Annotated in this window: 16 protein-coding genes and 1 pseudogene; 2 read left to right on the plus strand and 15 right to left on the minus strand. The window is 73.6% G+C overall.

Annotation, left to right across the window (positions count from 1 at the left end; translation table 11 throughout):
* Positions 1–76: 76 nt before the first annotated feature.
* The 5 genes from pstB to ACVWNX_RS15140 all read right to left on the minus strand — a co-directional run bounded on the left by pstB (position 77) and on the right by ACVWNX_RS15140 (position 5,869).
* On the minus strand, positions 77–853 hold the full coding sequence (gene pstB, locus ACVWNX_RS15120) for a phosphate ABC transporter ATP-binding protein PstB (RefSeq protein ID WP_454414448.1): 777 nt from the start codon (positions 851–853) through the stop codon (positions 77–79).
* A gap of 29 nt (positions 854–882) precedes the next feature.
* Positions 883–1,956, minus strand: coding sequence for a phosphate ABC transporter permease PstA (pstA, locus tag ACVWNX_RS15125; protein WP_454414449.1), 1,074 nt, complete (start codon positions 1,954–1,956; stop codon positions 883–885).
* Positions 1,953–2,963, minus strand: coding sequence for a phosphate ABC transporter permease subunit PstC (gene pstC / locus ACVWNX_RS15130; protein ID WP_454414450.1), 1,011 nt, complete (start codon positions 2,961–2,963; stop codon positions 1,953–1,955). Before pstC ends, pstA begins: the two co-directional genes overlap by 4 nt.
* Positions 2,964–3,250: 287 nt before the next feature.
* Positions 3,251–4,384: a phosphate ABC transporter substrate-binding protein PstS gene (gene pstS / locus ACVWNX_RS15135; protein ID WP_454414451.1), complete on the minus strand. Its 1,134-nt coding sequence runs from the start codon at positions 4,382–4,384 to the stop codon at positions 3,251–3,253.
* A 1,047-nt stretch (positions 4,385–5,431) separates the two neighbouring features.
* Positions 5,432–5,869, minus strand: coding sequence for a hypothetical protein (locus ACVWNX_RS15140; protein WP_454414452.1), 438 nt, complete (start codon positions 5,867–5,869; stop codon positions 5,432–5,434).
* Between the two features lie 280 nt (positions 5,870–6,149).
* Between ACVWNX_RS15140 and ACVWNX_RS15145 the strand changes: the two genes are divergently transcribed.
* Positions 6,150–6,452, plus strand: a complete 303-nt coding sequence (locus tag ACVWNX_RS15145; protein WP_454414453.1) for a hypothetical protein — start codon at positions 6,150–6,152, stop codon at positions 6,450–6,452.
* Between the two features lie 124 nt (positions 6,453–6,576).
* Here ACVWNX_RS15145 and ACVWNX_RS15150 read toward each other — a convergent pair whose 3' ends face one another.
* From ACVWNX_RS15150 to ACVWNX_RS15160, 3 genes are all read right to left on the minus strand, one after another.
* Positions 6,577–7,512, minus strand: coding sequence for an alpha/beta fold hydrolase (locus ACVWNX_RS15150; RefSeq protein WP_454414454.1), 936 nt, complete (start codon positions 7,510–7,512; stop codon positions 6,577–6,579).
* A 494-nt stretch (positions 7,513–8,006) separates the two neighbouring features.
* The gene (locus tag ACVWNX_RS15155) at positions 8,007–9,398 is read right to left on the minus strand and encodes a hypothetical protein (protein ID WP_454414455.1); all 1,392 of its coding nucleotides are present in this window, start codon (positions 9,396–9,398) and stop codon (positions 8,007–8,009) included.
* A gap of 453 nt (positions 9,399–9,851) precedes the next feature.
* A complete protein-coding gene (locus ACVWNX_RS15160) occupies positions 9,852–11,063 on the minus strand; it encodes a hypothetical protein (RefSeq protein ID WP_454414456.1) in 1,212 nt (403 codons plus the stop codon).
* A 275-nt stretch (positions 11,064–11,338) separates the two neighbouring features.
* On the opposite strand from ACVWNX_RS15160, the gene ACVWNX_RS15165 reads away from it, so the two are divergent.
* Positions 11,339–11,848 (plus strand): hypothetical protein, encoded by a 510-nt coding sequence (locus ACVWNX_RS15165; protein WP_454414457.1) that lies wholly within the window; start codon positions 11,339–11,341, stop codon positions 11,846–11,848.
* A gap of 172 nt (positions 11,849–12,020) precedes the next feature.
* On the opposite strand, the pseudogene ACVWNX_RS15170 reads toward ACVWNX_RS15165, so the two are convergent.
* From ACVWNX_RS15170 to ACVWNX_RS15200, 7 genes and pseudogenes are all read right to left on the minus strand, one after another.
* Positions 12,021–12,662 (minus strand): annotated as a pseudogene (locus ACVWNX_RS15170) (YdcF family protein); the annotation flags it as partial.
* Between the two features lie 355 nt (positions 12,663–13,017).
* Positions 13,018–14,187: an RCC1 domain-containing protein gene (locus ACVWNX_RS15175; protein ID WP_454414458.1), complete on the minus strand. Its 1,170-nt coding sequence runs from the start codon at positions 14,185–14,187 to the stop codon at positions 13,018–13,020.
* A 152-nt stretch (positions 14,188–14,339) separates the two neighbouring features.
* Complete coding sequence (locus ACVWNX_RS15180) at positions 14,340–14,663, minus strand: DUF397 domain-containing protein (RefSeq protein WP_454414459.1); 324 nt, start codon at positions 14,661–14,663, stop codon at positions 14,340–14,342.
* On the minus strand, positions 14,660–15,478 hold the full coding sequence (locus tag ACVWNX_RS15185; RefSeq protein WP_454414460.1) for a DUF5753 domain-containing protein: 819 nt from the start codon (positions 15,476–15,478) through the stop codon (positions 14,660–14,662). Before ACVWNX_RS15185 ends, ACVWNX_RS15180 begins: the two co-directional genes overlap by 4 nt.
* A 231-nt stretch (positions 15,479–15,709) precedes the next feature.
* Complete coding sequence (locus ACVWNX_RS15190; RefSeq protein ID WP_454414461.1) at positions 15,710–16,288, minus strand: NUDIX hydrolase; 579 nt, start codon at positions 16,286–16,288, stop codon at positions 15,710–15,712.
* Positions 16,285–17,607 carry a CHAD domain-containing protein gene (locus tag ACVWNX_RS15195; protein ID WP_454414462.1) on the minus strand — a complete coding sequence of 441 codons (1,323 nt, stop codon included), beginning with the start codon at positions 17,605–17,607 and terminating at the stop codon, positions 16,285–16,287. Before ACVWNX_RS15195 ends, ACVWNX_RS15190 begins: the two co-directional genes overlap by 4 nt.
* Positions 17,588–19,819, minus strand: coding sequence for an RNA degradosome polyphosphate kinase (locus tag ACVWNX_RS15200; protein ID WP_454414463.1), 2,232 nt, complete (start codon positions 19,817–19,819; stop codon positions 17,588–17,590). The genes ACVWNX_RS15195 and ACVWNX_RS15200 overlap by 20 nt, the downstream gene beginning before the upstream one ends.
* Between the last annotated feature and the right edge of the window lie 109 nt (positions 19,820–19,928).

Here is a 19,928-nt window from a genome sequence, read left to right on the forward strand (position 1 = left end):
GCAGCGCCGCGGGGAGTCCTTCCCGGAGCGGTCCGGGACCCGGGGCCCGGGACCGGTCCGGTCCCGGGCGGCCGGCTCAGCCGAAGCGGCCGGAGATGTAGTCCTCGGTGGCCTGCACCGAGGGGTTGGAGAAGATCCGCTGGGTGTCGTCGATCTCGACGAGCCGCCCGGGCTGCCCCACCGCCGCCAGGTTGAAGAACGCGGTCCGGTCGGAGACCCGCGCGGCCTGCTGCATGTTGTGGGTGACGATGACGATGGTGAACCGCTCCTTCAGCTCCCCGATCAGGTCCTCGATGGCGAGGGTGGAGATCGGGTCGAGCGCCGAGCAGGGCTCGTCCATCAGCAGCACGTCCGGCTCGACGGCGATGGCGCGGGCGATGCACAGCCGCTGCTGCTGACCACCGGAGAGCCCCGAACCGGGCTTGTTCAGCCGGTCCTTGACCTCGTTCCAGAGGTTGGCGCCGCGCAGCGACTTCTCGACCACGTCGTTCAGCTCGGACTTCTTGTACGAGCCGTTGAGCTTGAGGCCCGCCGCCACGTTGTCGAAGATCGACATGGTGGGGAACGGGTTGGGCCGCTGGAACACCATGCCGACCGTCCGGCGCACCGCGACCGGGTCCACCCCGGTGCCGTACAGGTCCTCGCCGTCGAGGAGGACCTTGCCCTCGACCCGGCCGCCGGGGGTGACCTCGTGCATCCGGTTGAGGGTGCGCAGGAACGTCGACTTGCCGCAGCCGGACGGGCCGATGAAGGCCGTCACGCTGCGCGGTTCGACGGACATCGAGATGTCCTCGATCGCCCGGTGGGAGCCGTAGTACGCGGTGAGGCCGCTGACGTCGATTCGCTTGGCCATGGGAGTCACACTTCTTTCGGCGGGTCGCGTCAGCGACCGGTCTTCGGGGCCTTCCAGCGGGCGATGCCGCGGGCCACCAGGTTCAGGATCATGACGAAGGCGATCAGGGTGAGCGCCGCGGCCCACGCGCGGTCGTACGCCGCGCCGGAGCCCGCGCTGTTCGCGTACTGCTGGTAGATGTACAGCGGCAGCGACGCCTGCGCCCCTTCGAAGGGGTTGTTGTTGATGAAGTTGGTGCCCCAGACGAGGAGCAGCACGGGCGCCGTCTCACCGGTGATGCGCGCGACCGCGAGCATCACGCCGGTGGTGATGCCGCCGATGGAGGTGGGCAGCACCACCTTGAGGATGGTCCGCCACTTGGGCACGCCCAGCGCGAGGGACGCCTCGCGCAGCTCGTTCGGGACGAGCTTGAGCATCTCCTCGGTGGAGCGGACGACGACCGGCATCATCAGGATGGCCAGGGCGAGCGCGCCGGCGAAGCCGGAGGGGCCCAGGTCGAGGATCAGGATCCAGAAGCTGAGGACGAACAGGCCCGCGACGATCGACGGGATGCCCGTCATCACGTCGACGAAGAAGGTGACGGCCGCCGCGAGCTTCCCCCGGCCGTACTCGACCAGGTAGATAGCGGTGAGCACGCCGATCGGCACGGCGATCAGGGTGGCGATGCCGACCTGCTCCAGGGTGCCGATGAGGGCGTGGTAGATGCCGCCGCCGGTCTCGGTGTCGGCGGTCACGCCCATCGAGTGGCTGAGGAAGTAGGCGTCGAGGACCTTCACGCCCCGCTCGACGGTCTCCCAGATGAGGGACGCCAGCGGGATCACGGCGAGCAGGAACGCGACCCAGACCACGCTGGTGGCGACCCGGTCGCGGGCCTGCCGTCGTCCTTCCACCCGGGCGGCGACGCCGTAGGTGAGGGCGACGAACAGCAGCGCGGCGATCAGGCCCCACTGCACCTCGCTGTGCAGGTCGAACAGCAGGCCGGTGGCGACGGCGAGGGCGGTGGACGCCCCGGCGAGGGCCCAGGGGGTCCAGGCCGGCAGGCTCGCGCCCTGGATGCGGGAGCGGGGCGGCGCGGGCCGCTCGGTGGTGGCTGGCTGGCTCATCCGTTGGCCCCCGAGTACTCCTTGCGGCGGGCGATGATGCCCCGCGCCGCGCCGTTGACCAGCAGGGTGATGACGAACAGCACCAGGCCGGAGGCGATCAGCGCGTCCTGTCCGGTGGTGTTGGCCTCGCCGAACTTGCTGGCGATGTTCTGGGCGAAGGTGCCGCCGCCCGGGTCGAGCAGGCTGGCGTTGATCTGGAAGGTCGGCGACAGGACGGTGGCGACCGCCATCGTCTCGCCGAGCGCGCGGCCGAGGCCGAGCATCGACGCGGAGATCACCCCGGAGCGCCCGAACGGCAGGACCGCCATCCGGATGACCTCCCAGCGGGTGGCGCCGAGCGCGAGCGCGGCCTCCTCGTGCATCTTGGGGACCTGCTTGAACACCTCGCGGGACACATTGGTCACGATCGGCAGGATCATGATCGCCAGCAGGATGCCGACGGTGAGCATCGAGCGCGGGGCGCCGCCCTGCCACTCGAAGATCCCGGTCCAGCCGAAGTAGGTGTCCAGCCAGCTGAACAGCCCGGTCAGATGCGGGACGAGGACCAGCGCGCCCCACAGGCCGTAGACGATCGAGGGCACCGCGGCGAGCAGGTCGATCACGTAGGCGACGGGTCCGCTGAGGCGGCGCGGCGCGTAGTGGGTGATGAACAGCGCGATGCCGACGGCGACCGGGACCGCGATGACCATGGCGATCAGGGCGGAGACGACGGTGCCGAAGGCGAGCACGGCGATGCCGAACACCGGCGGGTTGACCCCGGTGTTCCACTCGAACGTGGTGAAGAAGTTGCCCTCGTTCTTGGTGAGGACCAGGGCGGCGCGGTAGGTCAGGAAGGCCGCGATCGCCGCCATCAGCGACAGCAGGAAGATCCCGGAGCCGCGCGTCAGACCGAGGAAGATCCGGTCACCGGGGCGGGTGGCGCCCCGGACGGGCAGCGGGCCCGCGTCGGCCGGGGCCGGTGGCGGGGCGGCGGGTGGGGGAACGATGTCCTTGGTGGGCATATCCATGGGTTTCTCCGGTCTGCGGGGCCGCACGGTGGGGTGCGGCTCCGGGCGGCGGTGCACCGGACGGGTGCGGGCGGCCCGTGCTCCCGCCCCGTCCGGGGTCCCGGCGGGGGCCGGGCCCCCGGGCGGGGGGAGGGAGTCGGGGGCGCGGGTCGCCCGCACGCTCTCAGGCAGGTCGGCTGGGCGATCGGCGGTCGGTGGGCCGGGCGGTTCGGCCCGCCCGGCCCAGCCGTTCGGCTGGCGGCCGGGCGGGTCCGGCCGGGCGGGCGAACCGCCCGGCTCAGCTCAGCTCAGCTCAGCGACGCGATGGTCTCGCGGACCTTGGTGGCGATCTCGGTGGGGAGCGGGGCGTATCCGGCGGCGGGCAGCAGGGCCTGGCCGTCCTCGCTCGCGACGTAGCCGAGGAAGGACTTCACGGCGGGCAGCGTCTCGGCCTTGTTGCCCTTCTCGCAGACGATCTCGTACGTGACCAGGGTGATCGGGTACGCGCCCTCGGCGGTCGGCTTGTAGTCCAGCTCCAGGGCGAGGTCCTTGCCCTTGCCGACGATCTTCGCGGCGGCGATCGCCTTGGAGGCGTTCTCGGTGGTGGCCTTGACCGGCTCGGTGGCGTCGGTCTTGACGTCCACCGTCTTGATGCCGTCCTTGGCGTACGACAGCTCGAAGTAGGAGATGGCGCCCGTGGTCTCCTTGACCTGCTGGGCGACGCCGGAGGAGCCCTGGGCGGACTGGCCGCCCTTGGCCTGCCACGCCTTGCCGCCCTCGTAGGACCAGTCGCCCGGGGCGGCGGCCTTCAGGTACTTGGTGAAGTTGTCGGTGGTGCCCGACTCGTCGGAGCGGTGGAACGCCTGGACCTTGGTGTCGGGGAGGTCGACGCCGGGGTTCAGCTTCTTGATCGCCTCGTCGTCCCAGGTCTTGATCTTGTCGTCGAAGATCTTGGCGAGCGTGGGGGCGTCCAGGACCAGGGTGTCCACCCCGGGGACGTTGAAGCCGACCGCGATCGGGCCGCCGACCATCGGCAGGTCGATCGCCTGGCTGTTCTCGCAGACCTTGGCGGACTCGGCGATCTCCTCCGGCTTGAGCGCGGAGTCGGAACCGGCGAAGGCCGTCTGCCCCTGGAGGAAGTTGGTGATCCCGGCGCCGGAGCCCTTGGGGTTGTAGTTGATCCGGACGTCCTTGCAGGCCGCCTGGTACTGCTTCACCCAGGCGTCCACCGCGTTCTTCTGCGCGGAGGACCCGGCCGCCAGGATCTCGCCCTTGGCGCCCGCGCAGTCGATGGACCCGGTGGCGGCGGCCTGGGTGCCGCCGGTGCCGTTCGCGCCGGTACCCATCTCGTCGGAGCCGCACGCCGTGAGGGCCAGGGCGCCGGAGACGGCGACCGCACCGAGGGAGAGGGCGCGCAGCCGGTTCTTGCGCTGAAGCTTCACTGTTCGGGAGTTCCTTCCAGGAGCCGCCCCGCGTGCTGCGGCGGCATGCGTGTGTCGGTCGGACCGTCCTGGTTCGCGCGCCGCGCGAGCGGCGTGCGGGGCGGCCCGGAGGGTGTCCGGGTCGTGCGTGCGCCGTGTGCGGTCCGCTGGGCCGTTCTGGCCCCGGTCCGCATCCGGTAAGGCCGAAATTAGGCAGAACAGGTGAAGTGACCGATGGACGCGGGTGAACGGCCGGTGAACCCGTGCGGTCGGTGTGGTGCGGTCACGGAACGCTCACGGCGGGCTCGCCGGCCGGTCACGACGGGGCGGGGGCGTCGCCCCGGCGCGCGGTGCGCCGGCCGGGCGGACGGGGACGCGCGCCCCGTCCGCCTGCGGGGTCGTCTCCGATGGTGCCGCCGAACGGGGCGGAAGCGTGTGCGTGGACCCCGCCGTACGGGTGATCGGCCCGAAGCGAAGGAGTACGGTCAGGGCGCGCCGCCCTTCCACGCGCCGCCCCTACGCGCGGCGCACGCCTTCCCGGCACGCGGTCCCGTACGGGGCGCGACTTGCGGTACGCGGTCCTCGTCGTGCGGGGCGCGTCTTGCGGTACGCGGTCCCGTGCGGGTGCGTGGTGGGTCACTCGCGCCGTTCCCCGCGCCCCTTTCGGTGCGCTGTGGTGCGGCCACGCCGTCGGGTGCGGGTGCACTGTGGTTGCCGCGCCGTTCCTCGCGCCCCTTCGGTGCGCCTCGGTTGGGGTGCGTTGTCCTGTTCGGGTCTGCGGGGGTCGCTTCCGCTGGTCCGTTTTCGAGTGCAGGCTCGTGGCGGGCCGTTCGCGCAGTTCCCCGCGCCCCTTGCGGGGCCCGTTGGCTGCCGCTGCCGACGCAGCCCCGTCAGGGGCGCGGGGAACTGCGCGACCAGCCGACCACGACCGGAGGCCGACGACGGACCCCCGGGAGGTCCCGTCCCTACCCGTACCGGGCAACGTGCCCGGAACGGAGCGCACCGAAGGGGCGCGGGGAACTGCGCGGGCAACCACAGCGCACCCACCAGCAACGCCCGCCGCAGGCGTCAGCGCACCGCCAAGGCGACCCCCGCCCGCGCGACGATCCCGTCGACGTCCCCGGCGGGCAGCCCCAGCCACACGGTCCGCTCGTTCTCGACCGTGCTGAACACCAGCCGGTCGCCCAGCACCGCCTCGCACCCGATGACCCGGTGCGCCAACCGCGCGAACCGCTCCAGCCCCGCGGCGGTCGACAGGTCCAGCGACTCCCCCATGTACGAGGGCTCCCGTCGCGCACCGCGCCACCAGGACCGACGGGGAGCCACCCGGTGCGCCTCCAGGGCCTCCCGCCGCATCTCGTCGAAGAGCCGCCGGGGCCCGGGTTCGGTGATCTCGTCGTCGGCGAAGAGGTCCAGGTACACCTCGGCATCAAGGGTGCCGAGGTGCCGTCCCACCTCGACGAGGAAGGTCTCCATCTCGGCGTCCGTGGCGGCGGTGAACAGCATGGGGGTCCTTGGGTACGGGCCCGGACGGCGTCCGGGCGGAGGGACGACGGTACGACGGATCACGCGGACGGGACCGGGCGGGGGACGGAGTCCCGCCAGACACCGGACGGGGGACGAGGTCGCACCCGGCGCCGGACGGGGGACGAGGTCGCTCCGGGCGTCGGGCACCGGGACGAACGGATCGTGCCGAACGGCTGGGCACTCACCCACCGCGCCGATAGCCTTACCTTCCGTCACCCCCCTTGGCCCTCGCCCTCACCCGCCTCGACCAGGGAAACCGATGCCGACCAGACGCACGGTCGCCGCCCGCGCCCGCCGCCACGGCCTGCACGAAGCCGCCAACGGCACCGCACTCGTCCCGCCCACGCACGGGGCGCTCCTCTTCGACACCGGCCGCCACCGCTCCGGCGCGTTCCTCGGCCCGGCGGACGACCGCTGGGCCCTGCGCTGCCCGGACACCGGCGACGAGTGGCGGGCCGCCCCGGAGGAGGTGACCCCCCTGAGCCCGGAACCGGTCCCGCCCCCGGACCGCCGGACCCCCCGGCCACCCGTCCGCACACGCCCCGGGACCACCCGCGGATGACGGCCCGGGGGTGAAGCGCCGCAGTGCCCCGACCGCTACGGCCGGGGCACCGCGCGGCCAGCCGGACGCGGACACGGGAGACGCACCGGACGGTTCGGACGGAGCGGACGGAGCGGCGAAACGGTCAGCCGACCGACCCGTCGGAGCCGTCGGAGCCGTCCGACCCGTCCGAACCGTCGGCGCCGTCCGACCTGACCGACCCGTTCGAGCCGGTGAGCGCGGCGATCTCGCCGAGGACCCGGGCGGCCGGTGCCGGATGGACCAGCCAGCGCAGATGGCTGCCCGCGAGGGTGTGGATGTCGTACAGGTTCTCCGGGGTCAGCGCGTCGCCCTCGCGGATCAGCCGGTCCTGGAGCGCGGGCGGCAGGCTGGCGTCGTCGGCGAGCCGGACGTAGGAACGCGGGACGCGGCCCCAGGTGTCGGCGCGCGCCCGGTCGGCGGAGGTGCCGACGTCGAGGTTCTCGTCCGGCTGGAAGGTGTTCAGGAAGGTCAGGAACTCCTCGTCGGTGCCGTCGGCGAAGAACGCCGCCTTGAACGCGGCGAGGGTCCCGGGGTCGGCGGTGCGGAAGTTGACCCGCAGCAGCCCGAGTTCCGCGGGGTTGCCGACCAGCGCGGGAGCGATCGCCCCGGCGTCGACGGAGGCCATCTCCGGCTCGGCGTAGTAGTCGTTGACGTCGAGTTCGACGGGACACCAGGCGGCGACGTAGACGAGCCGGTCGATCAGGTCGGGGCGGGCGTTGGCGGCGGCGGTGACCGTGATGCCGCCCCGGCTGTGCGCGACGAGGACGACCGGCCCGTTCTCCTTGGCCCGCTCCAGGACCCCGATCAGATGGGCGGCGTTGTCCGCGAGGGTGACCCCCTTGATCGCGCCGGGGGCGACGGCGAGCCCTTCGAGGTCCTGCGGCGCCTGGTAGGCGGGGGTGTAGGTCGCCCCGAACCCGTGGCCGGGGAGGTCGACCGCGACGGAACGGTGCCCGAGGAGGCCCAGTTCCGCCTGGAGCGGCGCGAAGGAGAAGGAGTTCGCGAAGGCCCCGTGGACCAGGACGAAGGTGGGCTGCATCTGTCACTCACTCTCTGCCCCCGCACGGGACGACGGCACGCGGCCGGACGCCCGCCCGTGCCGGGCCCGCGCTGGCCACCGCCCCGCCGGACGCGGAGGCCGGACGCGGAAGCCGGGCCGGGGCAACCGAACGGCTGCCCGATGTCCCGGCGACCCTACGCAGCCGAAGATCACCGCGGCAACCGGTTACCACCGGGCACGCACATGGTCGCGGGCCCCGCCCCGGCGTCCCGCCCACCCCGACCGGACACTCCCACCGGCCCCCACCACAACGGGCAGGCCGGACGCGCCGGACGGACGGGCCGGGCGAAGGACCGGCCAGACAGAGGACCGGACGAGCGGACCGGACGAACGGGCGGGACGAACGGGCGGGGCAGAGGCAACGGCTCAGGACGAAGGAACAGCTCAGGGCGGAGGAACGACTCGGGGCGGAGGAACGCCCCAGAGGGAAGGGACGACCCAGAGGGAAGGGACGGTTCAGGCGGAAGGGACGGTCAGGCGGAAGGGACCCAGCGCTCCGGCACCGTCGCGGTCTCCCGTACCGTTCCCCGCTGCCGGGCGACGGCCAGCCGGGCGCCCTGCTCGACGACCGTCACCAGATCGGTGGCCGTGCGGCCCGATTCCGGCGGCACGGCCCGCTCCCCCATCAGCTCCACCCGCCGGGCCTGCTCCGCCGGGAACACTCCGGCGGGCAGGAACCACGAGGCGGCGCCGGTGACGTCCACCTGACGGGTCAGCCCCTCGGCGAGGAAGTGCAGCCGGTAGCCCAGGTACTGGAGGTCGGTGTCGAAGAGCAGGGTGCCTTCGATCCGGCCGCGCGCGCCCCGCACCCAGCTCTCCAGCCTCTGCACGGCGAGCGGAAGCGCGCGGGCCCGGCCGATCGCCGTCACGTACCCGTCGGCTTCCACCCCGCCCTCGGAGTAGCGGCCCGCCCCGGTGAGGGTGATCGGGCCGGGCTCGGCGCCGATGCGGAACTCCAGCCGTCCGTCACCACCGCCGTCCACGGTGTGACGGCTCAACAGGGCGGGGTACCGGGCGGTGTTGACCGCCGCCGCGTCGAGGGCGCCCGCGACGACGGTGACCCGGGCGGCCGGGTTCCCGCTGAGGACGGCCTCCGCCGCGGCCAGCGCGTGGTCCCCGCCGCCCGCCACGATCCAGCTGTCGACGGCGGTGACGGACTGCAACCCGTGCACCAGCGGGTCTCCGAAGCACAGCGGTCCGACGGCCGCCTTGGACCGCACCAGGGCGGCACACGCCTCGATCACCCGGATCGGCTCCCTGACCGTGGTGAGCGCCACGGGATCGACGCGTCCGAGGAACGCCAGCAGCTCGGCCGGGCCGCTCCCCCGGCTGAGCAGGTCGATGAGCGACGGCACCAGGAGGTCGTCCGGGGCCGGGCCCGACGCGAGCAGACGGTTCAGCAGCACTTCGGTGGCCCGGCCGTAGGTGTGCAGGTCGGGGGTGGTGCCGGGGACGAGTTGCTGGGGGAACCCGGGGGCGAGGGTGGGTACGCCCTCGACTTCGAGGACGACCCCGTCGCCCTCCGTGGGACGGACGACCGCGACGAGCCGCCGCTCCCGGTCCACTCCGAACTCGCCGATGCCGTTGACCACCGGCCCCGAGGTGGAGGCCAGCTGGTCCAGCCAGGCCCGGACGGCCAGTGCCGGGAGCCGGTCCGTGGGCCCGGCGAAGGCGTGGGGGTCGAAACCGTACTTCTCCAGCCCCCGCAGTTGATCGGGGGTGTGCCCGAGGTCGTCGAGCACGCCCCGGTGGTAGAGGCTGCCGCAGTCGTCGACCAGCAGCGCCCCCGCCGGGCGGGCCAGGGCCGCGCCGCCGCCCCCGATCATGATCGTGACGGGCGATGGGACGGTGACGCCTTCGGACATGTTCGCGCTCCCCCGTGACAGTGGTCGTACGAGTCACACTAATCCGGCACCTCGCTCGGGGCCGCGCGACGACGGCCGCCATCGCCCCGGGACCGCCCCGGGCCACCGTCCACCGCCCACCGGGCCAAGGACACCGGGCCGGGCGGCTCCGGACCGCACGGGAACACGGAACGAGCGAAGGCCCCGATCCCTGTGAGGGAATCGGGGCCTTCATCCGGAGCGCTGGGCAGGCCTTGCACCTGCATCCCCCCACGGGAAGTGGGGTGTCTTTCCTTGGACCACCAACGCGAGCCTCTCAACCGGTTGTTCCGGTCGCGAGCACATGATCAGCATAGCGCATCAACGCCCCCTCCCGCACCGCCCTCACGCGGCACTCGGTACCGCGTCCCCAGGCGGTCCGGAGCGCCGTCCCGATCAGCTCACCAGCGGTCCCCCGAAGGGCTCTCCGGCCGGTCAGGCCACGGTCGCCAGCGCCTCGCCGAGAGCCGCGCGGCCCGGGGTGCCGGTGGGCAGCGCCCGGTGAAGAGCGACCGCGCGGGTGCGGGTGAGACCCGTCCGGTACGCGTCGGGCAGCGCCTCGTACGCCTCGACGGCGAGGCGGGCCGCCTCCTCGGGCTCGTCGTCGTGGGCCCGGCACGCGGCGGTGTCGAGGGCGATGAGGGCACGGGTCATCCGCGAGGGCGTGCGGGTCAGCTCCAAGGCCCGCCGCTGGGTCGCGTAGGCCCGGTCCGTCTCCCCGAGCAGGGTGAACGTCTGGCTCAGATGGACGTGGTGCTTCTGTTCCGGGTAACCGAACCAGGTGTCGGCCCGCTGGTCCGGGGCCAGCCGTCCGACCACACCCTCCACCTCGGCGACCGCCCGGCGGGCCTCGTCGTGACGTCCGGCCGCCGCGTGCGCGCGGGACGCGACGGCGGCGGCGAGCGCGGCGGCGGCGGAGGGAGTGCCTCCGGCGAGGTGCCGGGCCCGCCCGGCGAGTTCGGCGGCCGCCCTGGGGGCACCGTAGTTGAGCGGAACCATCGCCTCGCGGGCGAGCACCCACGCGTGCAGGACGCCGTCACCGGACTGCTCCGCAGCCCGCGCGGCCGTTCCGAACCAGCGGTGGGACTCACGGTGTTGCCCCAGGTCGTGCAGCACGACGGCGACCATGCCCGCCATCCGCCCGGCCACCTGACACAACGCCACCCGGCTCTTGACCGTCCGCGACTCGGACAACCGGGCGCCGAGGTCGGCGAAGTCGTCGAGGAGTCCGGCCAGGATCTCCGTCGGCGACCGCCCGTGGTAGCCGTGGCCGTGGCGTTCCGCCGTCGCTTCCCAGAACCCCAGGTCGGCGGGGCTCCGGTCGGCCGTCAGCGCGGTGTCGATGTCGTGACGGGTGGCGGACAAAGCAGCGGCGAGCCCGGGACCTGCCGTACCGGCAGCGAGCGCGCCGCGCAGGATGTCGCGGCGCTTCATCGGATCGTCTCCATCGTGGTCGTCCGGCGGAGGGGACGGAGTGCCCGTCTCCCATGGCCTCATCGCCAAGCCTAAGCGTCCGCCCGGAATCCTGAGCCCGTCGGCGACCCGCTCCAGCACGGGCAGTGAGGTGATCACGCCTTCGCCCCGGGCGAGTTGGCTGACCCGTTCGGCCCGGATCCCGGTCGCCTCGCTCAGCCGGTTGTAGCTCATGCCCGCTTCTTGACGAGCGAGCGCGAAGACGGTCCCGATGTCCCGCCTCCCCAGGGCGGCGATCACCCGGGCGTCCGCTTGGAGGGTCGGGGGAAGGGCGCCTGGCGATACCGGAAAGTACATGCTCACCCTTTGCTGAGGCATCCCCACGGACTGTACTCGCCACGGGGGCCCCTTCATGGGGTTACCACCCGCTTCGCCCTCTCATTGACTGGTCCCGTGGGGCGAGGAGTTCGCGCCCCGGACCGCTGGAACCCGACGGAGAGGCAGCCGACATGACCACCGACCACCACGACCACCGCCTCCCGCCCGAGCCCGGCGTCCTCGTCCGGGACACCCGGTGCGACAGGGTCGGGACGTTCATGGGGGAGGTGGGCGGGCGCTGGCTGTTGCGGCCGCTCGGCGGGGGACGGGAGTGGGAGGCGGAGCCGTCCGGGGTGGAGGCGGTGGCGGAGCCGGTGACGCGGGCCGTGCGGTTCCGGTTCGGGGACCGGTCGCGGAGCCCCGCCCCGGGGCTGCGGCTGCTCCCCTGGTCGTCCCCGGAGGGCGGACCCTGCTACCTGGCGACCGACGGCGCCGACGGCGGCGGGTTCCTGGCCCGGCTCGCCGACGGCGTCGAGGCCACCCAGCTGTCCATGGCCGCCGACCTCCTCGGCCACACCCACGCGATGCTCGCCGAGCCCCGCCTCACCGACACCGAACTCCGCTTCGTCATCGCACGGCTGACGGAAGCCCTGACCGACGCCCTCCGCGTGGCGCACAGCCGGGGCGACCGCTCGACGTGACTCAGCCGGACGCCCGGTCCGCGTCCGCGCCGCCGCCCGTACCCGTACCCGAGTCCGTACCCGAGTCCGCGTCACCGGGACCCGCAGCGACACCCGCACCCGTGCTGGAACCCGCAGAGGCACCCGCACCCGCGCTGACGCCCGCACCGGGACCGGCACCGCCCCCCTCCGCCACCAGGCGGCTGGTGAAGCCCGCCCGGCACAGTCGCCGGTACGCGGCGAGGACGTCCCCGGGGACCTCCTGTTCGATCATGAACCCGTGCCGGGGATAGAGCACGAGCCGCTGGAGCGCGCCCACCAGCATGTCGATCACCAGTCGGGCGTCACCGATGCCGTCGACGTACTCGGAGAACTCCATCGGGGCCGAGACGCACACGACGTCGACCCCGTCCCAGAGCTTGCGGGCCGTCGCGTACGCCCGCCGCTGCTCATAGGGCTTGGACACCAGGAGGACGGACGAGACGCCGGCCCCGGACTCTTCCAACAGCCGTCGCGCGTAGGTGATGTTCTGCCCGGTGTTGGTGGCGCGCGGTTCGACCAGGACGGCTTCGGGCGGCACCCCGAGGTCCAGCGCGTGGCGCCGGTAGGCGACGGCCTCCCCCTCGGGGAAACGGGCCCTGGTGGTGGGGCTGTTGGCCCCGGTGAACACGATCAGCGGCACCAGCCCCGCCCGGTACGCCTCCACCGCCGCCGTCGCGACGCCCAGGTCGTGGCTGCCGAGCCCGACCGCGACCGAGCACGGCCGTGGGGCGTGCCCCATCCGGTGGTAGTCCCAGACGACACGGGCGTCCCGCCACTCCTGTTCCGGGATCACCGGACCCCGGTCGCGCGCCGGGTCGGGGCCGCCTCGGGCCGGACCGGTGCTCGGGGAGGAGTGGAAGCGGTGACGACGTCGCACGCGGATCACGCTACACAGGCGCTTCACGGGCATCGACGGGAACATGCGCGCGGGACGCCGCCGCCGTGCGTTCCGGTGCCGGGCGGATGTTCGTGCGGCCTTCGTGGCGAAGCCCCCCCGCCGTCCCCCGCCGACCGCCCGGCGGAACGGAACGGCGGACGGGACGATCGCTCGTCCCGTCCGCCGGGGTCGCCGCTCACCGCCCGTCCGCCGGGTCACCGTCCGCCCGGCGGGTGCGGCCGGGTCGCGGGCGGGGTGCGGGTCCGGGGCGTCAGGCCGCCAGGCTGAACTCTCCGCCGGCCGCGATCAGCGAGACGTTGCTGAGGCTGTTCACCGGGGTCGTCAGCGCGGTGCGGTTCGTCGCGGAACCGTCGCCCAGCTGGCCGTTGTTGTTGTAGCCGACCGTGCTGACCTTGCCGTCCCGGTCCAGGACCAGGGTGTGGTAAGCGCCCGCCGAGACGGCGCGGACGTTGGTCGCGCCGTCGAGGGTGATCGGCTGGGGGCGGTTGGTGGTGGTGCCGTCGCCCTGCTGGCCCTGGGCGTTGTAACCCCAGGTCTTCACCGTGCCGTCGGCGAGCCGGGCGACGCTGTGGTAGACGCCGGCGCTGATCTCCCGCGCGGTGGTGATGTCGTCCACCTTCACCGGGGTGAGCCGCTGGGTGCTGGTGTTGTCGCCCAACTGCCCCTCGGAGCCGCGCCCCCAGGCCCAGACGGTGCCGTCGGCGCGGCGGGCCAGGGTGTGGGCGTTGCCGCCCGCGACGCTCCGGACGTTGGCCAGGCCGGTGACGGTCACCGGGGTGGTCCGGTTGGTGGTGCTGCCGTCGCCGAGCTGGCCGTTGGCGTTGTAGCCCCAGGTCTTCACGGTGCCGTCGGAGAGGACGGCCACGCTGTGCAGGGCCCCGGCGGCGATGGCCTCGACGTTGGTGAGCCCGGCGACGGTCACCGGGGTGTTCCGCTGGGCCGCGGTGTTGTCGCCCAGCTGACCCTCGCTGTTGCGGCCCCAGGCGCGCACCGTGCCGTCGGCCAGCAGCGCCAGGCTGTGGTAATTGCCCGCCGCGACCGCGACGACGCCCCGCAGCCCGGTGACGGTGGACGCCTGCTCCTGGGAGGCCACGTTGCCGATGCCCAACTGGCCTTCGGCGTTGCGGCCCCAGCTCTCGACCGTCCCGTTGGAGAGCAGCGACAGGCTGTGGTAGTAACCGGCGGCCAGGCTGTCGATGTCGCTGCCGGTGGCGCCGGGGATGGTCACGGGCTTGTACTTGGCGCCGGTCAGCGTGCCGCCGAGCTGGTAGTTGTCATTGGCGCCCCAGCCCTTGACCCGGCCTTCCTGGGCGTGCGCGGCGCCGGGCACCACGGCCCAGGCGGCCAGCACCGCGAGCAGCCCCAGGAGGGCGGTCACGGCACGGGCACCGGGGCCCCGGCCGTGCGAGCGTGCGTTCATCGTCGTCATCATCCTCAGGTGATCGCGCGGCGGGACGAGAGCCCTCCGCCTCGGTTGCGTTGCGCAACTCTTCTATCACTGTGCGTGTTCGAGGTCGGGGACGTCGCGTCAACCGTGCGCGACCGTGCGCCCGCCCGGCGGGGCGCACTCGCTCACGTCCCGGGTGCGCCCCGCGCCAGGTCCACCAGCCCCGCGAACGCCCGTGCCGTCAGCAGCAGACGCGGGCCGTCCGGGACCTTGCCGTCGCGGAGCCGGACCAGCCCGGGCGCCGGACCCGGCGCCCACTCCACGCACTGGCCGCCCTCGCCGCCGCTGTACGTGCTCTTGGTCCACGACGGGACGGGACGGACGGCACGAACGGCGGGGCGGGGGGCCACACGGGCGGGACCGGCGGCGGCGCGGGGGGCGGAATCGGCGGCGGGACGGGGGTCCGGGCGGGGACCTGGGCCGGGGCCGGGGTGGTGCGGCGGGCTCACCGGGAGTGCTCCTCTGCGATCTCGCGGATGAACGCCACCGACAGGTCCGGCGAGAGGGCGGAGGCCCGCAGGCGCTCGTACGCGGTGCGGGCGTTGCCCACCGCCGCCGCCGAGTCGTTGACGTGCCCCAGCTCCCGCGCCTCCGAGTACACGACCGTCGGCCCGTCGGTCGGCTTCAGCAGGGTGAACGCCATGGACGAGGCCGGGGCGCCCGCCGCGAACCGCAGCACCTGGAGCGTCACATGGGGGCTGGCGGCCTGGCGGACCAGATGGCGCAGCTGGCTGGTCATGATGGCGCGGCTGCCGACGACCGTGCACAGCACCGCCTCGTGCACGATGATCCACAGCAGCGGCGGGGTGGCGCTGTCCATCACCTCGCGGCGGCGCATCCGGGCGTCCACCCGGGCCCTGATCTGGTCGTCGTCCTCGCGGGGGTAGGCCGCACGGAAGGCCGCCTCCGCGTAGCTGGGGACCTGGAGCATCCCCATCACGAAGGTGTTGCTGTAGTCCTCGATCCGGGCGGCCTCCCGTTCCAGCTTCAGGTACGGCACGAACCAGCCGGGGTGGCCGCGTTCGTTGAGGCGGTTGAGCAGCCGGGTGAACCAGCCGGAGGTGCCGAAGTAACGGTCGCAGCCCTTGGCGAACGCGGCGGAGGGCAGCGCGGTGCCGCTGCTCACCTTGAGGACGTACGGCACCTCGTACCCCGTCGCGTCGGCGAGGTCCTGGGGGTTCACCCCCTTGTGCAGGAGCGCTTCGGAGATCTCGCGGCCGAACCATTCCAAACCGTCCGCGGGCGCGCCCGACCCTTCATTCATATGTTCAACTCCAGTGCTTTTCGGGCGGTTTGGAAACTCTTCCCCCCTTCCGGAGGTTACGCCCGGCTAGCCACATCGGGGCGTCGCACACGCTCCGTGATCGGATAGGGGGCCGGATGGGGCACGAGAACGACATCCGGCGCCGTCAAGACCCGCACAGGGGTGGCCAGTTCGATCAGCTGAGCGACCGGACGGGAGTTCGTCCGGTCAGTCGTCCGGGGGGTCCGGAAGCTACGGGGTCCCGCCGTGCGAGCCGGGACCGGGGCTGGAGCCGGAACCCGGGCCGTCGCCGGGGCCGGTGAAGCCCGGTGCCGTCAACAGGGCGTCCACCAGCACCCGGTCGTGCGGGTAGCTGAGGCGGTCGCGGGCCTCGTCCGGGACCAGCCACAGCAGGTGGTCCACCTCGTCGTTGGGGACGAACCGGCCGTCCGTGGCCTCCGCCGCCCAGTAGGAGACCTCCTTGGGACGGCCGCGCGCCTCGTAGCGGACGGTCGGCAGCACCGTCCCGGGCAGACAGGTGTACCCGGTCTCCTCCGCCACCTCGCGCAACGCCCCGGCCAGCGGTTCCTCGCCGCGCTTCAGCTTGCCCTTGGGGTGGCTGTAGTCGTCGTAGCGGGGCCGGTGGACCAGGCACAGCTCGATGCCGTCGCCGTGCGGCGCGCGCCGCCACAGCACGCAGCCCGCCGCGCGCACCGTCCGGGGCGCGCCCGTCGTACCGCGCGCCGGGTCCGTACCGGGCACCGGACCCGTACCGGGCGCCGGGCCGGTGGGGCCGGTGCCGCTCGTGGTGGGGTGGTCGTCGTCGCTCATCGGCCGGTCGTCTCCCGGGTCCAGGCCCGCTGGAACGCGTAGCGGGCCGCCTCCACCTCGTGGCGCTGGTCGGCGTGGAGCACCCCGAGGGCGTACGCCGTCGCCGGGGCGATGCGCGGGGTGCGGGCGGCGGTGGCGGCCGCCGCGGCGGCCTCGGAGGCGTCCCGGTGGCGGTCGAGGGCGCCGCCCGCGCGCAGCAGCCGCGCCGCGTCCGGTCCGTCGCCGGGGAACGGGGCCCCGTCGCGGGCCGGGCCGCCGCCGGGGGCCGGACCGCCGCCGTACGGGGCCGGGCCGTCGTGCGGGACCGTGCCGCCGTCGTGCGGGACCGTGCGCAGCACCTCGCGGGCGTAGCGGTGCAGCCTCAGCAGCAGTCGCACCTGGTGCCAGGGGGTGTCCTGGGTCTGCGGGGCGGGACCGGCGGTCAGTCCGTCGACGAGGGCCTGGGCGTTGTAGGGGTGGCCCGCGGTGAGCAGCGGCAGGGCGCGGGCCGCGTCGAGGAGCCGGGCCTCCGCCTCCCGGGCGAGGGGCACCAGGGCGGTGGCCGGGGCGGTGGCCGCGCCGGGGGCGAGGCGGACTTCGCTGGCGAGGACGGCGACGGCGTCGGCGACGGCGTGGAAGCGGGCCGAGCCGAGGGCTTCCAGGGAGGCGGTGTGGGCCCGGGTCCGGGCCAGGGTGAGCTGTCGTTCCAGCAGGGCACCGGCCTTGGCGGCGCCCAGCGCCAGCGGCCCGCCGGAACCGGGCGCGGCGGGCGCCCCGGCGGGCGGGCCCACGGTGGTGACGGGGGCGGAGGCCGAACCGCTGGTGGCACTGGCGGGCGCGGTGGTGGCGCGGGTCCGGGCCGACCGGGGCGCCGTCACGGAAGCGGAGGCGGAAGCGGAGATGGTGGCCGAGGCGGTGGCCGAGGCGGAGGCCGGGGCGCCCACCAGGTCGGGCACCGGGCCGGGTCCCGGGACGGGGGTCCGGCCGGAGAGCCGGGCCAGTGCCGTCAGCAGCCGTTCCAGCCGCTCCCCGTGCGCCCGTTCCCGGGCCAGGGTCCCCGACACCCAGGCGAGTTCGGCGCGCAGCCCGTCCGACCACTCGCCGTCCAGCAGCGGGCGGAAGGTGTGCAGGGTGGCGCTGATGCGGCGGGCGGAGCGGCGCAGCTCCGCCGCCGGGGCCGGGGCGGCGGCGTGCGCCGCCCCGGTTCCCGGGCCGCCGGGCCCGGCCGCGCGGTCCGCCCTCAGCGAGCGGAGGAAGTCCGTGGCGCGGCCCTGGAGGTAGGCCGCGAGGACGTCGCCCGCCGGGGGCAGGACCACGGGGTCAAGGTTTCGGTGTGCCACGCCTGCGCCTCCGGGCGTCGATGAGCATCTCCTGGACGTTCCGCAGCGGCTGGCCGTCCGCGTCGGTGGCGTGCCGGGTCCACTCGCCGTCCGGGCCCAGGTGCCAGGAGCTGGTGGAGTCGGACATCCCGGTCTCCAGCAGCCTGTTCAGGGAGGCGCGGTGGGCGGGGTCGGTGACCCTGACGAGCGCTTCGATGCGTCGGTCGAGGTTGCGGTGCATCATGTCGGCGCTCCCGAACCACACTTCGGGCTCGCCCCCGTTGCCGAAGGCGAAGATCCGGGAGTGCTCCAGGAAGCGGCCGAGTACGGACCGTACCCGGATGTTGTCCGAGAGGCCGGGCACGCCGGGGCGCACGGCGCAGATGCCGCGCACCCAGATGTCGACGGGCACCCCGGCCTGGGAGGCCCGGTAGCAGGCGTCGATCAGGGCCTCGTCCACCATCGAGTTGGCCTTGATGCGGACGTAGGCGGGTCGCCCGGAACGGTGGTGCTGGACCTCCTTGTTGATCCGGGAGATCAGCCCGTCGCGCAGCGACTTCGGGGCGACGAGGAGCCTGCGGTACGTCTCGCGGCGGGAGTAGCCGGAGAGCCGGTTGAAGAGGTCGGAGAGGTCGGCGCCGACCTGGGAGTCGGCGGTCAGCAGCCCCAGGTCCTCGTAGAGCCGGGCCGTCTTGGGGTGGTAGTTGCCGGTGCCGACGTGGGAGTAGCGGCGCAGGGTGTCGCCCTCCTGGCGGACCACCAGCGACAGCTTGCAGTGGGTCTTCAGGCCGACGAGGCCGTAGACGACGTGGCAGCCCGCCTCCTCCAGCTTGCGGGCCCACTTGATGTTGGCCTGCTCGTCGAAGCGGGCCTTGATCTCCACCAGGACGAGCACCTGCTTGCCGGACTCGGCCGCGTCTATGAGCGCGTCGACGATCGGGGAGTCGCCGGAGGTTCGGTACAGGGTCTGCTTGATGGCGAGGACGCCCGGGTCGGCGGCGGCCTGCTCCAGGAACGCCTGCACCGAGGTGGAGAAGCTGTCGTACGGGTGGTGCAGCAGGACGTCCCGCTCGCGCAGCGCGGCGAAGATGTCGGGCGCGGACGCCGACTCCACCTCGGCGAGGTCGCGGTGGGTGCCCGCGATGAACTTGGGGTACTTCAGCTCCGGCCGGTCCAGGGAGGAGATGCCGAAGAGCCCGGTGAGGTCCAGCGGGCCGGGCAGCGGGTACACCTCCGCCTCGCTGATCTTCAGCTCCCGCACCAGCAGGTCGAGGACGTACCGGTCGATGGACTCCTCCACCTCCAGCCGCACCGGGGGGCCGAAGCGGCGCCGCATCAGTTCCTTCTCCAGGGCCTGGAGGAGGTTCTCCGCGTCGTCCTCCTCGACCTCCAGGTCCTCGTTGCGGGTGAGCCGGAACATGTGGTGCTCCAGCACCTCCATGCCCGGGAACAGCTCCTCCAGGTGCGCGGCGATGACGTCCTCGATCGGGACGTACCGCGAGGGCGACGCCTCCAGGAAGCGGGACAGCAGCGGCGGCACCTTGACCCGGGCGAAGTGCCGGTGTCCGCTGACCGGGTTGCGGACCACGACCGCCAGGTTCAGCGAGAGCCCCGAGATGTACGGGAACGGGTGCGCGGGGTCCACGGCCAGCGGGGTCAGCACCGGGAAGATCTGGTGCCGGAACAGGGTGAACAGCCGCGCCTGCTCCTTGTCCGTCAGCTCGCCCCAGCGGACCAGGTGGATGTCCTGTTCGGCGAGGGCCGGGGCCACGTCCTCCTGGTAGCAGGCGGCGTGTCGGGCCATCAGCTCCCGGGAGCGCGCCCAGATCATGTCCAGCACCTCGCGGGGCTGGAGTCCGGAGGCCGAGCGGGTGGCCACCCCGGTGGCTATCCGGCGCTTCAGACCGGCGACCCGGACCATGAAGAACTCGTCCAGGTTGCTGGCGAAGATGGCCAGGAAGTTCGCCCGTTCGAGGAGGGGCGTGGTGGGGTCCTCCGCGAGTTCCAGGACCCGTTCGTTGAACGCCAGCCAGCTGCGTTCCCGGTCCAGGAAGCGCCCCTGGGGAAGCTGGGCGCCCTCGGGGCCGTCGTCCTCGTAGTCGTCGAGATCGGCGTCGATGTCCGGTTCCAGATCGGACACCACCGCCGACACGGTGTGCGGGCGGTGCGCGGCGATCGAGCCCACGGAGGGCTGCGCGTGCTGGACCTGGGCCTGGGCGTCTGGCTGACTCATGACCCCATTGTTCCGTCTCACCGGGCGGGGCGGCGCGTCGGAGCGGGCGGGAGGGAGCACGGGCGTCCCGTTGGCGCGGGGCGCGGGCACGGCGGGCTGCATGCCGCGA

This window comes from Streptomyces sp. JNUCC 64, assembly GCF_054484115.1.